We start from the raw sequence: 16,233 nt of genomic DNA on the forward strand, positions 1-16,233 counted from the left end.
ACAAGGAATAGACTGTAAAATGAGTGATTTTCAAAATAATAACAACGACAGTGCTTTGAATAAGCAACTTTACTCTGTACTCGAAAAAACGCTACAAGCTGGCGTTGTTGAACAGCGCAGAAAGAGACGTTGGGGCATTTTCTTTAAATTAATTTTTGCAATCTATTTCCTGATCATCATTGGTATGTTCGCCGCTGGCCCGACTTTGGGCGAGCAGAAAAAATTCATGGATAGCAATGGTAATTTACTGGATGAATACACTGCTGTGATCCGCATTGAAGGTGAAATCTCCGCAAGTACGGATGCAAGCGCAGATAAAATCATCACAGCTTTACGTCGCGCATTTGAAGATCCTAAAGCACGAGCAATCATCCTCCGAATTAATTCTGGCGGCGGCTCTCCTGTCCAAAGCGCATATGTTTACGATGAAATTAATCGCCTAAAGAAACTGCATAACAAAAAAATCTATGCAGTGATTATGGATATTGGCGCATCAGGTGCTTATTACATTGCATCTGCTGCTGATGAAATCTATGCTGATCAAGCTAGCTTGGTGGGCTCAATCGGTGTAACAGCAGCAACATTTGGCTTTGTGGGCACAATTGAAAAACTAGGCATTGAGCGCCGTTTATACACATCGGGCGAACATAAAGCATTCTTAGATCCATTTTCACCACAAAATGCAGGCGAAACTGAATTTTGGAAAGATGTTTTGAATACTGTCCATGTTCAATTCATTGATGCAGTGAAAAAAGGGCGCGGTGATCGCTTACAAGACAAACCTGAATTATTCAGTGGGTTAATTTGGAGCGGCCAACAAGCACTACCTTTAGGTTTAATTGATGGCCTTGGCTCTACAGGAAGTGTTTCTAGAGATATTATTCAAGTACCTGATCTTGTAGATTTTACAGTACAAGATGAGGGCTTTAGCCGCTTTGTTAAACAACTTAGCTCCGCAACGATGCAAAAATTATTTTATTCATCATCAGAAGTACAATTACGTTAAGCTTTACCCATAAATTATACAAAAACTAGAATAACAATCGATTTCCTAAGCTCTGTACTACACTTAGCATACTGCCTAAGTGGCTATGGTACAGAGTTAAAGGAAACAATGAAAATTAGAGGCATAACAGAATGATGGCAGAAGAAATGTTCATTCGATGCGTGCAAAAGAAAGATGGCGAAGTACTCGCTAAAAAACTGGCTAAGTTATACGTCTTAATACATTTAAAATCAGACTACAAACTATATATTACACAAGAAAAAGACTGCATATTTTTAGAATTAGCCAATCGTTTTGCAACGCACATAGAAGCAGATTTAACAAAAACCGCAGGTTTCCATGCGGCTATATTGTCTGCAATGTTTTTATCAGATGATTCAACCGATATAATCTGATCGATTACGCGTAATCATAATTCCCACAGAATCAGTAAACGCTATAGCATTGGGTTTGTTTAACTCTAATGTCAATTGCTCTGTTTCATAAGTTGTCAAAATATGTTGTGCAATTGTTTCAGCCAATGTTTCCACTAACTGAAACGATGAGCTTTCAATTAAATTTTTAACACTGTTGGAAATTTTTTCATAATCTAATGCATCTAGGATATTTTCCGTCGATGCAGGTTTTTTATTGTCGTGAGTCATCTCTAGCGTGATAATAATCGGCTGCTTTGTCACGCGCTCAAAATCATAAATACCAATAATGGCATCCGCTTTTAAATTGCGAATAAATACTTTGTCCATAAAGTTCTACTAATTCCTAATAACGGGCTTGTGGATATGATCCTAAAATTTTCAATAATGATGCACGATTATGAATTTCGCTCAAAGCTTTTTTCACTTTCGCATCATCTTGATGGCCCATAATATCAATATAAAAGCAATAACCCCACATTGTGTGTGGCGCAGGACGTGACTCAATTCTTGACATCGTCACATTATGCGCAGATAAGGGTTCGATCAATTGATTCAACAAACCTGGACGATCATTAGCTGAAACCATGAATGTTGTCTTATCATCACCACTTGGTGCAATTTTCTTATTACCAATCACTAGAAAACGTGTTGTATTCGACGTATCGTCTTCTATATATTTCGCCAAAATTGGAATTTGATAAAACTGAGCCGCTTCTTCACTTGCCAGTGCAGCAGAATTTTCTGGCGACTGCTGAGATTGCATTAATGCATCTACATTGGAGTGACAAGCAATTTGCTCCGCATGTGGTAAATGCTTATCTAGCCAACTACGACATTGCGCCAATGATTGAGGATGCGCAAAAACTTTAGTCACAGACTTCTCATCAGCAGCGCTTGAAATTAAATTTTGATGAATGCGCAATGTTGTTTCACCACAAATGAACAACTGAGTTTGTGCAAAACAATCCAATGTTAAATTCACCGCGCCTTCTGTCGAATTCTCCACAGGCACAATACCAAAATCCACTAATCCTGTTTCAACCGCTCTAAATACATCTGGAATCGTCGATTGTGGTGACAATGTTGCGGACCCACCAAATTGTTTGCGCGCCGCCAACTCAGAAAAAGTTTTTTCTGGCCCTAAAAATGCAATGGCCAGCGGCTTTTCTAGGGATAAACAGGTTGACATAATTTCTCTAAACAACCTTGCAACTTCTTGATTAGGAATTGGCCCTTGATTTTTTTCCATATAGTTAGACAGAACCTGAGCTTCCCTTTCTGGTCGATACATTTCTGTATCGCCACTTGAAATCTTAATTTCGCCGATCGCCATTGCATGCTTGGCACGTTCATTGAATAATTTTAAAAGCTGCTGATCAATCTGATCAATTTCTGCGCGGTGAATTGCAATTGTGGTCATTTCTAACTCTAAAAAGTGGTTTTAATCATCTAAACATTACAAAATCTCAAATTAATGTCAATCTCTCTTCAGACAAGTTATTAAAAACTCTTTTTTTCTTGTATAATGAATTACCGTGGAATGTAACATTAAAAGGTGTATTCGTGGCTAAGATACTAATTGCAGATGATTCAAAACTACAAAAACTAGAAATCGCAAAATTTTTAATAAAGTTAGGCCATCAAGTTCTTGAAGCAAAAGATGGTAATGAAGCTGTTGCCCTTACAGAACAAAATCTTCCTGACCTTGTATTAATGGATGTTGTCATGCCTGAGTGCAATGGCTTTAGCGCTCTACGTCGCATTAAACACAATGATAAGACCAAACATATACCTGTGATTATGGTCAGCACAAAAAGTGAAGATATAGATAAAATTTGGGCAAGCAAACAAGGTGCGGTAGGATATATTACAAAGCCCATTGATTTCAATTTGCTAGAAAATGAAATCAATAAAAATTTGTAATTAATTCAATCTGTTCATGAGTGGAAATTTTTTATTATGGAACTAATCGTACAAAGAGAGCAATTGTTACAACCGTTGCAAGCGTTAATTGGCGTGACTGAAAAAGGTCAAACATTGCCCGTCTTGGCGAATGTAAAATTATTGGTTAAAGCAGAAGAAATCATTCTGACCACAACTAATCTTGAGATTGAACTCTCTTGTGCTCTGCCTTATATCTCATCGTTAACAGGCGGCACAACCATTCCTGCTAAAAAACTTTTGGACATTTTAAAAGCATTGCCATCTGGCATTGATGTTCACTTGAAAATTAATCCAGATAAAGTGGAGATCAAAGCAGGCCGCTCTAAATTCTCATTAGCATGTTTACCATTAGAAGAGTTTCCTGTGCTTGATCACATTGATTTCACAGAAACATTAACATTGCCAAAAGATCGCTTTAGATTATTGATTCAGCGCGTTGCTTACGCAATGGCAAGTGCGGATGTTCGCTATTTCCTAAATGGCATGTTGATTGATGTGCAAAATTCTGAAATTGCAGCCGTCGCAACAGATGGTCACCGTTTAGCACTCAGTAGATATACCTTAGAAAGCACAACAGACATCAGTAATCAATACATCATTCCACGTAAAGCCATCGAAGAATTACTAAAACTTGTTGAGAATGAAGCAGCACCAATGCATTTGCAGCTGAGCGCAAATCATTTGCGCGTTGAATTAGGCAGCATGATCTTCACAACGAAGTTAATTGAAGGTAAATTCCCAGATTACAAACGCGTCATTCCACCTGTTGGTGAGAAAATTATTATGGCGGATCGCGTTGAAATGATTGACTCATTGATGCGCACATCAATTTTATCGCAAGATAAATTCCGCGGCATTCGCATGAATATCTCTCATTGCCTCATCAAACTGGTTGCACACAATCCAGAGCAAGAAGTTGCGGAAGAAGAAGTAGAAGTAAACTATCAAGGCGAAGATTTCATGATCGCATTCAATGCTTCATACATCACAGATGCATTCAAAAACATTGAAGGCGATATGGTTCAATTGAGCTTCACTGAAAACAACTCAAGCTGCTTAATCAAAAACCCTGAAGATGATAGCGTTGATCACGTTGTTATGCCGATGCGCCTATAAACGTGATCATTCGATCATTATCATTCACAGGATTTAGAAATCTCGCCACACAAAACATCGACTTCCACTCTAAGTGTAATGTGTTCTACGGCGCAAATGCCTCTGGTAAAACGAGCTTACTAGAGGCGATTTACTATTTATCCCATCTTCGTTCATTCCGCCAGCGTGAATTTGCTAAAATCATCGGGGATGAACATGAGTTTTTGCGCCTGATTACAAAGTGCTATACAGATCTTTCTGATCATTTGATTGGCATCGAAGTCAATAAACAAGAGCACATTGTACGCGTGGATTCAACGCCATTAAAGCAGCGTTCTACATTAGCAAAAATGCTGCCTTGCCTTTATCTTGACCCTGAAACAGGCAAACTCCTCACAGATAGCCCAAAATTTCGCCGCCAATTTATGGATTGGGGATTATTCCATACCGAAGCCAACTATCATCATCTATGGCAGAACTATGATCGCGCATTAAAACAGCGCAATATTATTTTAAGGCAAAAACAGAATCCAAAACTTCTAGATAGTTATGATGAATTGCTGGTGCAATTTGGTGATCAAATTACACAAAAACGCGAAGCATTCGTACAAGCAATCTTTGATAAAGCATCACCTTTATTATCCAAGCTCATTCATCAACCTTTCGATTGGTCTATGGAATATCGCAAAGGTTTTACAGGCAATAACTTTGCAGAAGAATTAAAAAGCCAGCGTGAGAAAGATTTCATCATGGGACATACAAGAGCTGGCCCACATCGCGGTGACTTTATTGTCAAAGCTAATCATAAAAATGTTAGTGAGTATTTATCTCGCGGACAAATCAAATTGGCAAGTATTGCACTCACATTGGCACAAATTCAGCTTTTCCAGAACCATAATGAAGCACAAAATGTCATTTTATTGATGGATGATATGAGTGCAGAGCTCGATAAACAGCATAGAGAAATCTTATTAGAAGAGTTTTTAAAATTGAATGTGCAATTATTCATCACTTGTTTAGAAGAAAATGAGTTTCCTGAGCTTGTGAATCATCCGCAAATTGTACAGCCACATCAATATAAGATAACTACAGGTTTTGTACAAAAAATGGTATAATAACTCGTTTTTGAATGCAGATATTAAGCAATTAACTGCATGTTTCATTAGAATTAAAAAAGGATATTTGAATGACCTCTGAAAATAGCCCAAGTATTAAGGTTCTCAAGGGATTAGATGCCGTACGCAAGCGTCCTGGCATGTATATTGGTGATACCGATGACGGCACCGGCTTACACCACATGGTGTTTGAGGTTGTGGATAATGCCATCGATGAAGCGTTGGCTGGCCACTGTGATGATATTACTGTTACTATCCACAAAGATAATTCTATTACTGTGACAGATAATGGTCGCGGTATTCCAACAAAAATGCATCCAGAAGAAGGTATTTCATCTGCTGAAGTTGTAATGACAGTCCTTCATGCTGGTGGTAAATTTGACGATAACGCAATTTCTGGTGGTTTACACGGCGTTGGTGTTTCTGTTGTCAACGCCCTATCTTCTGATTTACGTCTACTCATTAAGCAAGATGGTAAATTATTTGAACAAGAATATAAATTGGGTACACCAGTTTATCCATTACGCGAAATCGGCACAGTGGATGAAGAAGATACTGGTACAACTGTTTACTTCAAGCCAAGCCCTGAAATTTTCACAATCACAGTATTCGATTATCAAATCCTAAAAAAACGTTTACGTGAATTATCTTTCTTAAACTCTGGCATTAAAATTCATTTGAAAGATGAACGTTACGACGCTGAAGACATCTTTGAATTTGAAGGTGGTATTAAAGCATTTGTTGAACATATCAACCGTAAGAAAACCATCATCAACCCTGCTGTTTTCTACTGTGACAACAAACAAGATAACGTGATCGTTGAAGTTGCATTGCAATGGACAACGGATTACCAAGAAAACGTTTACTGCTTTACCAATAATATTCCACAAAAAGATGGTGGCACACACTTATTGGGCTTTAGAGCAGCAATCACGCGTACATTAAACCAATACATGGAACAAAACGATCTTCTCAAGAAAGCTAAAGTTAGCACATCTGGTGAAGATGCTCGTGAAGGTTTGACCGCGGTTGTTTCGGTAAAATTGCCAGGGCCAAAATTCTCATCACAAACCAAAGATAAATTAGTTTCGAGTGAAGTTCGTGGCGCTGTTGAAAGTGTTGTGAGCGCAAGAATTGCTGACTTCTTACAAGAAAGTCCAAATGATGCAAAATTAATCACAGGCAAAATCATCGAAGCCGCTCGCGCACGTGAAGCTGCTCGTAATGCTCGTGAATTAACGCGCCGTAAAAGCGCATTAGACATCGCTGGTCTACCAGGTAAATTAACGGACTGCCAAGAGAAAGATCCTGCTTTATCAGAATTATACATCGTGGAAGGTGATTCGGCGGGCGGTTCTGCAAAACAAGGTCGTAACCGTAAATTCCAAGCAATTTTGCCATTGAAAGGTAAAATCTTAAACGTTGAACGTGTTCGCTTTGATCGTATTATCCAATCAGCTGAAGTTGGCACATTGATCACAGCATTAGGCTGTGGCATTGGCCGTGATGAATTTGATATAGAAAAATTACGCTATCACCGCATTATCATCATGACGGATGCCGACGTGGATGGTGCACACATTCGTACATTATTGCTCACTTTCTTCTATCGCCAGATGCGTGAATTGGTTGAAAATGGTCACATTTACATCGCTCAACCACCTTTGTATAAAATCCAAAAAGGTAAGCAAGAAACTTACTTAAAAGATGAAGCTGAATTGGTTCGCTTCTTCTTAAGTAATGCTTTAGATAATAGCCAAGTGTTTGCGAGTAAAGATGCACCAGCAATGGCACCATCACAAGTGGAAGAGCTTGCACGTAGCGTCACAAATATCGAGCAGTTAATCGAACGCATGCAATATATGTATCCAGAAAAACTATTGTCTGCTCTCACAGAATTAGCACCATTAACCACGGAACTTTTAACTTCTAATGAAGCACAAGCATGGATGAATTCATTATCCAACGCCTTGAATAAAGATCCTGTTGTCGGTACGAGCTATGCAGTTAAATTGTCTGAAGATGCAGAAACAAATAGTCAATGGATCGATGTTGATGTTAAACATTATGATCACACAAAAACTTATGCATTAGATGAGCGTTTTATTCGCTCAGTAGAGTATCAACGCATTGCTGAAGTTGCGAAGAAATTACATGGCTTAATCGAAGATGGCGCTTATGTTATGTACCGCGACAAAACTTTCAATATCGAGAGCTTTAAAGACGGTATTGATTGGTTAATTGAAGAGGCGAAAAAAGGCCAAGCAATTTCTCGCTATAAAGGTCTCGGTGAAATGAATGCAGAACAATTGTGGGAAACTACGATGGATCCTAATGTTCGTAGCTTGTTACAAGTTAAAGTGGAAGATGCACAAAAAGCAGATGAAACTTTTACAATGTTAATGGGCGATGAAGTCGAGCCTAGACGTGAATTTATTGAAAGCAATGCCCAGCTCGTTGGTAACTTGGATATTTAATATAACCTATTGATTTTTATAAAAATAAAACCTCTTAGATAAATACTGAGAGGTTTTTTATTAAAAATAATATTACAAAATCAGCCGAATCTTAATCAAGGATGTCTATGAAATACTCAAAAGCAACTGATTATGCTTTGCATACAATGATGTTTCTTGCAAAAAAAAGCAGTGATTCCCCTACAAGTGTACTTGAGTTGGCAGAATTACAGAACATATCCCCCACTTATCTTTCAAAGATTCTCACAAAACTTTCCAAGGAGAACCTCGTCAGCGCAATGTCTGGCGCTCAAGGTGGATATTCTCTCAAACGTGGCTGGGAAAATATTTCTATGTTAGATATCATCCATGCGATTGAAGGTAGACAATCACTATTTGAGTGCTATGTACATGAAGATGAAAACTGTACGATTAAGAAAATTATGCTCAATGCAGAAGCCAAAATGGATGATATTCTGGCTTCCACGACATTGTTAGACATCATTCATCAATAGAATATCAATATCTCGTTCACGATATTGTGAAGCCATAATGGCAGAAATCACAGCAATGCCTTCCACTTTTGTATGTAGAACTTCTGCTGCATTTTTAGTATTAATACCGCCGATCGCAACTTTAGGAATATTAGGATACAAAGATATACGCTCTGCCAATCCTTTCACGCCGATGGCAGGCTCGGCATCACTTTTAGAGGTTGTTGGAAAAATAGGACCAACGCCAACATAATCTAAACCATCTACCGTATTTGCGACTTTCAGCTGTTCAATCGTATTAACAGATAAGCCCACTGCAATATTGTGCCGTTTAGCCAAAGCAATCGTTTCTGCGATTGGCTTATCCGATTGCCCAACATGAATAGCATCTGCCCCAATTGCTATCGCCAAATCAACATCATCATTCATAATGAATGGAATACTTGCACTTTTGCACAATAATTGCAGGCGCTTTGCCATCGCAACACGATCTTCATATTTAGCTAATGAGCCTTGCCCTTTTTCACGGTATTGAAAACATGTTATGCCAAACTCAATTGCTTCTTCGAGTACATCTTCCAATTGTTCTTGATCCACAATATCTTGTGTACCCGCAATGAAATATAATCTTAGCGCTTTATGCCAATTGATCATTCTACTTTCCCAAATTTACGATAAGCGGCATGATTCGTTGGCCCATGCCCATGTCCAACTTCAATACCATGATAAATGGCAGAAGTAATGTACTCTTTTGCTGTTGCGATCGCTTCTTTCAAAGGCTGACCTTTCGCAATCTCAGCCGTGATGCACGCTGAATATGTACAACCAGTGCCATGTGTATTTTTCGTATGGAAACGCTGACTACCAAACCAATAGCCTTTACCTTCTTCTGTCCATAAGAAATCACGCGCTTCATCATGATTCAAAGAATGACCGCCTTTCATCAATACATTGCGAGCGCCAAGCGCTTGAATACCCTTAGCCGCTTGTACCATATCATCTTCACTTTCAATCTTTCGACCTAGAATAGTTTCAGCTTCAGGAATATTCGGAGTGATTAATGTAGCTAATGGCAACATATACTCAATCATCGCTTGTGTTGCTGTATCTTCCATCAATGCAGCACCACCTTTAGCAACCATGACAGGATCAACGATTAATGCAGCTTTTGAATGCTCTTTCAAATAATTAGCAATAGTGATTATATAATCGCTATTTAATAACATCCCTGTTTTAATAGCTTTCAAGTCAAAATCAGAAAACAGTGCATCCAATTGCCCAATCACATATTCCATAGGCACAGGATGAACACCATGTACACCCAATGTATTTTGTACTGTCAATGCGATGATTGCTGAAGTGCCAAAAACATCTCGCTCTTGAAATGTTTTCAAATCCGCTTGAATGCCAGCACCGCCCCCGCTATCACTGCCTGCAATTGTACAAACCTGTGGAATCATATTTTGCTCTCCTATTCGATAATATTAAGATATTGATTATCTGCTTCTGTTAATAAATAAAGCTGATCAATAAAATGTGTTTGGAATGTGCCAGGCGCTTGTGACTTTTGATAAGCGTGATCACCTGCAATGCCATATAAACTGTGCGCTGCAATAATACTATCTAAAGATTGATCCACTGCCAAGAACCCTGCGGTTACAGCGGTCAATAAACAACCCATTCCCGTCACTTGCGTCATCAAGGGTTGCCCATTTTTTACACCAACAGTGCGTTGACCATCGCTGATCCAATCAATTTCTCCGCTGATTGCGATCATACAATTGAATTTTAATGCCGCTTCTTTAGCAAGATCTTTCAAATCATAATGACCTTCACCACTATCCACGCCCTTCGATTGCCAATCAATGCCACATAAAGTTGCAATTTCTCCACCATTACCACGAATCAACGTCATTTGTGCTGTTTCTAATAATCTTTTTGCACAATCTTTACGATAATCACTCGCACCAACACCAACGGGATCAAATACCAAAGGATGCGATAATTCATTGGCAGCTTTTCCCACCAACAACATCGCATAGAAAACTTCAGAAGTAATCGTACCAATATTGAGCGCTGTCGCATTGCAAATACTCGTGATAGTACCAACTTCCTCTTCCGCGTACGCCATAATTGGCGATGCGCCCAATGACAATAAGCCATTCGCAACAAAGTTTGCGACCACTTGATTAGTCATATTATGAACAAGCGGTGATTTTTGACGCAATGCATGAAGATATGAATATGCATCCATAAAGCCTCCTAAATTTATATACAATAAAAAGCCGTAAGGTAAACTTACGGCTTTCTAATCATTGGTTTACTTACTTCACCATTGCGCGAAGTTTTTCCATCTCTAACAACTTAATTTCTCGATGATTCACCTGAATCAACTCTTGCTCTTGTAAGCGTTTTAACAATCGACTCACTGTTTCCACCGCCAATCCTAGGAAGCTACCGATATCAGAGCGAGACATGCTCAAGACAAACTCTGTTGCGGAATAGCCTCGACGAGAAAAACGTGATGATAAGCTCAAGAATAACGCAACTAATCGTGCTTCCGCCGATTGCGAACCCACCATCATTAATAGCTGCTCTTCTGAATGCAATTCTTGGCTCATGATTCTTAAAAGCTGCTTCGATATGCTCGGGATAATTGCTGATAGATCTTCTAAACGATCATATGGCAATTCACACAAACTTGTCGTTTCCAGCGTTCTTGCGCCACACGGATGAATGCCAGTTGCCACAGCATCTAATCCGATAATTTCTCCAGGCAAATAAAATCCTGTAACGTATTCAGTACCATCTGAAGCTACGTTGTATGTTTTGACCGAGCCTGAACGAATAGCGTAGAGCGATGTAAATCTATCTTCAGGAAGATATATATGCTTGCCTCGTGGCAATGGTCGGCTATGCCCAACAATAGACTCAAGCTTTGTGAAATCCTCGCCCTCTAATCCGACGGGAATGCACAGCTGCTGTAAGCTGCAATTGTTGCATGCAATTTTTAGATTTCTCAATACGGACATATATTAACTTCACTTATTTATTGAATATTCAAACCTTAAATGCTATCTGATATTAACATAGAAATTTCATTATCTATGTGCATCATCAAAAAATTTAACTAAAATAACTTAAACCACTCACACCTAAAATAATTAAGCCTAAACCTAAAAATTTTCTGGATGTTAATGGCTCTTTAAAAATTAGCACGCCAGATACTGACACCATTAGCGTTGATAATCCTGACCAAACAGCATACCCAATACTAACATCTAAATTTTTAAAAATTATATTTATTAATACAAAAAATACACTATATCCGCCGATGACACCAATAATTGGCTTTTTATTCTTAAATCCGTCGGAAAACTTTAAACTAATGGTACCAATTGTACTGAATAGAATTGAAACAACTAACATCACCCACGGATTGAAACTATCAATATACTGAATGATCTTAGCTATCAATTCTACCATTATTTCGAACCTAATATTAATACGCCTAGAATGATCAATGCTAGGCAAATTCCAATAGGAAGAGTGATGGCTTCCTTATAAAAAAACATTCCGATTAAAAATATTAATATTGCGCCAGATGCAGACCAAATTGCATAAGTCACGGCCACTTCCATCTTGCGTAAACAGAATGTAAAACAAACAAAAGATACTGCGAAAAACACTGCCATGAGAACGACAGCCCACCAGACCGTCAGGCCATGAGCTTCTTTCATCATAACAATTCCAAGTGCTTCAAAAATAATAGCACCTGCGAGTAATAATTTTGCAGGCATTCTTTATGTCAAATTCTAGCTTAAAAAAGGATCATTCTAGCATTAAATCCACAATTGTGTTGTCTTATCATCATAATTTAATTAATGATCACACAACTTTTAAATCCTCTATGACATATCTTTATATTTATTGAGTTATTCGCATTTCAATACCTTATATTTAGCCAAAAAAACAAAGCGCGATCCTTCTGATCCTGATCATTCTTTACAAAAATTGACTATTGACCACAACTAGCTTAATCACGATACTAACAGCAATATTCTCTTCCAATCATAAGGTATTTTTTATGTCCTATAGCATTCACACCGAACTTTTTGGTCCTTACCAAAATTTCAGCCATATTTTAGTGGATGAAGCTACAAAACAAGCGATCGTTTTCGATCCCGCATGGAATGCGGATTACATTGCACAGCGTTTAGACAAATTAGGTGTAACTTTGGAAGCCATTTGGTTAACACATGCTCATCATGATCACACCAATGCACTCGATGCTTTGCGTGCCATCCACAATGTGCCTGTATATGCATCCCAAATCGAAATTAATTTCGTTAAAAATGTACCAGAAGCCGTCAACAGCAAAGTATTCTTACCATTGCCAGATGACATTCAAGGTTTCAATGATGGTGACACTTTAACAATCGGAGAAACTTCCGCCAAAATCATCCATACACCAGGACATAGCTCTGGCTCTGTTTGCTTCTTATTAAAAGATGATCTAATTACTGGTGATACGATTTTTATTGATGGCTGCGGTCGCGCGGACCTTCCAGGATCTAGCCCAAATGAGTTATTTGAATCACTCACTAAAATAGTCAAAACTGTACCGCATCATGTTACATTACACACAGGTCATGCTTATGGTCCAAGCGATACCGCAACACTAGAATCACAAATTAAAACAAATCCTTACTTAAAACGTGCCAATCGCCACGAATTTGTCGATTACAGAATGACTCACTAAACTTCATAATACAAAAATACTAAGGAGTAACTATGAATATAACCTTGATGACCCTATTGAATCTTGCGGTCTTTGTTGCAATTCTTCTCTTTTTATTCTGGATGCAGAAGAAATACTTCTCCTTCGCCAAGCGAGTTTTCAGCGCATTAGGTTTAGGTGTTTTATTCGGTTTAGTACTACATTTCCTATATACGACAAGCGATGGATCCATTAATCCTGAAAATGCTGCCATTTTAAAACACACGATTGCCTATACAGAGATTGTTGGTGTCGGCTATGTGAAACTACTCAAAATGATCATCATGCCGTTGATCATGGTTTCATTAATCTCTGCCATCATTAAATTAAAAGGTGCGGAATCTATCGGTAAAATCAGTGCGATTTCTATCGGCACATTAGTGGGTACAACTGTCATTGCCGCATTAGTTGGCATCGTTGTTGCACACTTCTTTGGCCTCAATGCAGAAGGTATGACGGCAGGTGCAGCTGAAATTGCTCGTGGTGAAGCACTTTTACAAACTAACCAAAATATGGGTGAGTTTTCGCTGCCAAAAATGATCATCGCTTTCATCCCAGAAAATCCATTCCAAGACATTGCAGGTTTACGCAGCACATCAACAATTGCTGTTGTGATCTTCTCAATTTTCATCGGTATTTCAGCGATGGGCATTGCTAAGAAAAAACCTGAATTATTTGCATCTTTCGAGCATTTTATGCAAGTTGCACAAGCAATCGTGATGCGTTTAGTGACGATCGTTTTACGTTTAACGCCTTATGGCGTTGCGGCATTGATGGCTAAAATGGTTGCGGTATCTGAATTTGCAGAAATTGCAAAATTAATCTCTTTCGTGGCTGCATCTTATGTTGCATTAATCATTATGTTTGGCGTACATTTATTGATCGTCACAGCAACAGGTTTAAATCCGATACAATTCGTGAAAAAAATCATCCCTGTATTGATCTTCGCTTTCACATCTAGAAGCAGTGCGGCATCTATTCCTTTCAACATTCGTACACAAACACAAGGTTTGGGTATTTCGGATGGTGTTGCAAACTTTTCAGCATCATTTGGCGCAACGATTGGTCAAAATGGTTGTGGCGGTATTTATCCTGCAATGTTGGCATTCATGATTGCACCAACAATGGGCGTTGATCCTTGGTCTTTAGGTTTCATTTTGCCATTATTAATCATCATCTCAATCAGCTCATTCGGTGTTGCAGGTGTTGGTGGCGGTGCAACCTTTGCAGCATTGATCGTATTATCTGCCATGGACTATCCTGTTGCATTAGCAGGTTTATTGATCGCCATCGAACCTTTAATTGACATGGGCCGTACAGCATTGAATGTTTCAGGTTCAATCACAGCGGGCACTGTGACCGCACGAGTGATGGGCGAAATGGATACCCAAGTATTCAACAGCAACGAACAGATACAGTTAGATTCAGATTCCTCCACTAACGAATTAAACTAATCTATTAAGATAAGGAGATCCTATGAAGATCATCATTATCGGCGCAGAAGCAGCAGGTATGAGTACCGCTGCCAAAGCGAAACGCGTGAACCCTAATGCTGAAATTGTTGTCTATGAAGCCAGCAATATCACATCTTTTGGCGCATGCGGCCTGCCCTATTTCGTTTCAGGTGAATTTGATGACCCAAGTTACATGTCGGAATTAACACCTGAAGATTTTGCCAAAAAAGGCATCACGGTTAAGACGAAACATACGGTGCTATCAGTGAATCCTGATGAGAAAATCGTAGTCATTGAGAATGATGGCGATACATTCAGTGATCATTATGACAAACTAATGATTGCAACTGGCGGCACAGCCATCATTCCGCCCATTAAAGGCACAGAGAAAGACAATGTTTTCACATTGAAAACAATGGAGGATGGTTTAACACTGAAATCACTATTACAAGGTGATGCATTTAAAAATATCACTATTGTTGGCTCTGGCTTTATTGGCTTAGAATTGGTGGAGTCGCTCACACATTTAGGCAAAAAAGTTCGCCTATTTGAGCGCTTAGATCGCATCATGCCAGAAGCATTTGATCCTGAGATCTCAGAATTGCTCAAAGCTGAGTTAGAACAGTATGACAATATTGATCTACATTTGAACGAATCCATTGAAGCCATTACTGGTGAAGATAAAGTTAAAGGTGTGACAACGGATAAAGATAGCTATCCTACAGATATGGTCATCCTTTGTACTGGCGTTCGCCCTAATACACAATTCGTTAATGATATCGGTTTAAATATGTTACCAAATGGTGCCATTCGCGTGGATGATCGTGGCCGCACATCATTGCCTGATATTTTCTCTGCGGGTGATTGTGCAACGGTGTGGCATGCTCAATTGAAACGTGATGTTTACTCGCCATTAGCAACGAGTGCAAATAAGCTTGGTCGTATCATTGGTGATAATATTGTGGGTGGTGATAAAGTATTTAAAGGCTTGATCAATTCTGCCGCTGTAAAATTATTATCGGTGGAAGCAGGTCGCACTGGTTTATCAGAAAAAGAAGCAAAAGCAGAAAACATTCCTTATAAAGCGATTCTTTTGAATGATAAAAACCATGCGAACTACTGCAAAGGGCAAGCACAGCTCACAATTAAACTCATCTACCATGCAGAGACTAAAGCCATTTTAGGTGCACAAGTCTTTGGTAAAAATGGTGGTGCGGTTCATCGTATGCATGCATTATCAGTTGGCATTATGACAGGCTTAACTACGGAAGATTTAGCATTCTTAGATCTTGCTTATGCTCCACCATTTGCTCGCGTTTGGGATGCTTTAAACATTGCAGGCAGTATTGCGAAATAAGCACTTCTAGTTTTAAGTAATAAAAAAGGCTGATGAATTCATCAGCCTTTCTTTTTATCTCCAATTTCAATCCAGCATTAACCTTGCTCCTATAGGGAGCAAGGTCATGAAATCAT

General features: G+C 38.8%; 18 protein-coding genes. 10 read left to right on the forward strand and 8 right to left on the reverse strand.

The genetic code is table 11. The features are described 5' to 3' along the window. Positions 1-19: 19 nt before the first annotated feature. Both ACA100_RS02425 and ACA100_RS02430 read left to right on the forward strand, forming a co-directional pair. Positions 20-1,006 (forward strand): S49 family peptidase, encoded by a 987-nt coding sequence (locus ACA100_RS02425; RefSeq protein ID WP_481078424.1) that lies wholly within the window; start codon positions 20-22, stop codon positions 1,004-1,006. Positions 1,007-1,137: 131 nt separating this feature from the next. After that, complete coding sequence (locus ACA100_RS02430) at positions 1,138-1,401, forward strand: hypothetical protein (RefSeq protein WP_481078425.1); 264 nt, start codon at positions 1,138-1,140, stop codon at positions 1,399-1,401. Here ACA100_RS02430 and folB read toward each other — a convergent pair. Both folB and pheA read right to left on the reverse strand, forming a co-directional pair. Further along, positions 1,384-1,749 carry a dihydroneopterin aldolase gene (gene folB / locus ACA100_RS02435; RefSeq protein WP_481078426.1) on the reverse strand — a complete coding sequence of 122 codons (366 nt, stop codon included), beginning with the start codon at positions 1,747-1,749 and terminating at the stop codon, positions 1,384-1,386. The two genes, ACA100_RS02430 and folB, sit on opposite strands and share 18 nt — an antisense overlap. A 16-nt stretch (positions 1,750-1,765) precedes the next feature. Then, positions 1,766-2,842 (reverse strand): prephenate dehydratase, encoded by a 1,077-nt coding sequence (gene pheA, locus ACA100_RS02440; RefSeq protein WP_481078427.1) that lies wholly within the window; start codon positions 2,840-2,842, stop codon positions 1,766-1,768. 143 nt (positions 2,843-2,985) lie between these two features. On the opposite strand from pheA, the gene ACA100_RS02445 reads away from it, so the two are divergent. The 5 genes from ACA100_RS02445 (at position 2,986) to ACA100_RS02465 (ending at position 8,547) form a co-directional block, all read left to right on the forward strand. Further along, positions 2,986-3,345 (forward strand): response regulator, encoded by a 360-nt coding sequence (locus ACA100_RS02445; protein WP_481078428.1) that lies wholly within the window; start codon positions 2,986-2,988, stop codon positions 3,343-3,345. A 36-nt stretch (positions 3,346-3,381) separates the two neighbouring features. Further along, positions 3,382-4,482: a DNA polymerase III subunit beta gene (dnaN, locus tag ACA100_RS02450; protein ID WP_481078429.1), complete on the forward strand. Its 1,101-nt coding sequence runs from the start codon at positions 3,382-3,384 to the stop codon at positions 4,480-4,482. Between the two features lie 2 nt (positions 4,483-4,484). After that, positions 4,485-5,576 (forward strand): DNA replication/repair protein RecF, encoded by a 1,092-nt coding sequence (recF, locus tag ACA100_RS02455; protein WP_481078430.1) that lies wholly within the window; start codon positions 4,485-4,487, stop codon positions 5,574-5,576. Positions 5,577-5,647: 71 nt separating this feature from the next. Further along, positions 5,648-8,053, forward strand: a complete 2,406-nt coding sequence (gyrB, locus tag ACA100_RS02460) for a DNA topoisomerase (ATP-hydrolyzing) subunit B (protein WP_481078431.1) — start codon at positions 5,648-5,650, stop codon at positions 8,051-8,053. Between the two features lie 107 nt (positions 8,054-8,160). Further along, positions 8,161-8,547: an Rrf2 family transcriptional regulator gene (locus ACA100_RS02465; RefSeq protein ID WP_481078432.1), complete on the forward strand. Its 387-nt coding sequence runs from the start codon at positions 8,161-8,163 to the stop codon at positions 8,545-8,547. Here the strand turns inward: ACA100_RS02465 and thiE are convergent. From thiE to ACA100_RS02495, 6 genes are all read right to left on the reverse strand, one after another. Continuing rightward, positions 8,527-9,180 (reverse strand): thiamine phosphate synthase, encoded by a 654-nt coding sequence (thiE, locus tag ACA100_RS02470; RefSeq protein ID WP_481078433.1) that lies wholly within the window; start codon positions 9,178-9,180, stop codon positions 8,527-8,529. The two genes, ACA100_RS02465 and thiE, sit on opposite strands and share 21 nt — an antisense overlap. Further along, complete coding sequence (gene thiD, locus ACA100_RS02475) at positions 9,177-9,986, reverse strand: bifunctional hydroxymethylpyrimidine kinase/phosphomethylpyrimidine kinase (RefSeq protein ID WP_481078434.1); 810 nt, start codon at positions 9,984-9,986, stop codon at positions 9,177-9,179. Before thiD ends, thiE begins: the two co-directional genes overlap by 4 nt. Before the next feature lie 11 nt (positions 9,987-9,997). Then, positions 9,998-10,780, reverse strand: coding sequence for a hydroxyethylthiazole kinase (gene thiM / locus ACA100_RS02480; protein WP_481078435.1), 783 nt, complete (start codon positions 10,778-10,780; stop codon positions 9,998-10,000). A gap of 70 nt (positions 10,781-10,850) precedes the next feature. Beyond that, positions 10,851-11,558: a fumarate/nitrate reduction transcriptional regulator Fnr gene (fnr, locus tag ACA100_RS02485; protein WP_077926341.1), complete on the reverse strand. Its 708-nt coding sequence runs from the start codon at positions 11,556-11,558 to the stop codon at positions 10,851-10,853. A 94-nt stretch (positions 11,559-11,652) separates the two neighbouring features. Next, positions 11,653-12,012, reverse strand: coding sequence for a DMT family transporter (locus ACA100_RS02490; RefSeq protein ID WP_481078436.1), 360 nt, complete (start codon positions 12,010-12,012; stop codon positions 11,653-11,655). Beyond that, positions 12,012-12,326 (reverse strand): DMT family transporter, encoded by a 315-nt coding sequence (locus ACA100_RS02495; protein ID WP_481078437.1) that lies wholly within the window; start codon positions 12,324-12,326, stop codon positions 12,012-12,014. Before ACA100_RS02495 ends, ACA100_RS02490 begins: the two co-directional genes overlap by 1 nt. A 287-nt stretch (positions 12,327-12,613) precedes the next feature. On the opposite strand from ACA100_RS02495, the gene ACA100_RS02500 reads away from it, so the two are divergent. Genes ACA100_RS02500 through ACA100_RS02510 form a run of 3 tightly spaced genes read left to right on the forward strand, consistent with a single transcriptional unit; the run spans position 12,614 to position 16,117 of the window. Continuing rightward, positions 12,614-13,288, forward strand: a complete 675-nt coding sequence (locus ACA100_RS02500) for an MBL fold metallo-hydrolase (protein ID WP_481078438.1) — start codon at positions 12,614-12,616, stop codon at positions 13,286-13,288. A 38-nt stretch (positions 13,289-13,326) separates the two neighbouring features. After that, on the forward strand, positions 13,327-14,760 hold the full coding sequence (locus tag ACA100_RS02505) for an L-cystine transporter (protein WP_481079094.1): 1,434 nt from the start codon (positions 13,327-13,329) through the stop codon (positions 14,758-14,760). 22 nt (positions 14,761-14,782) lie between these two features. Further along, complete coding sequence (locus ACA100_RS02510) at positions 14,783-16,117, forward strand: CoA-disulfide reductase (protein WP_481078439.1); 1,335 nt, start codon at positions 14,783-14,785, stop codon at positions 16,115-16,117. Positions 16,118-16,233: the final 116 nt, after the last annotated feature.

This window comes from Wohlfahrtiimonas sp. XWW7 (assembly GCF_056716055.1).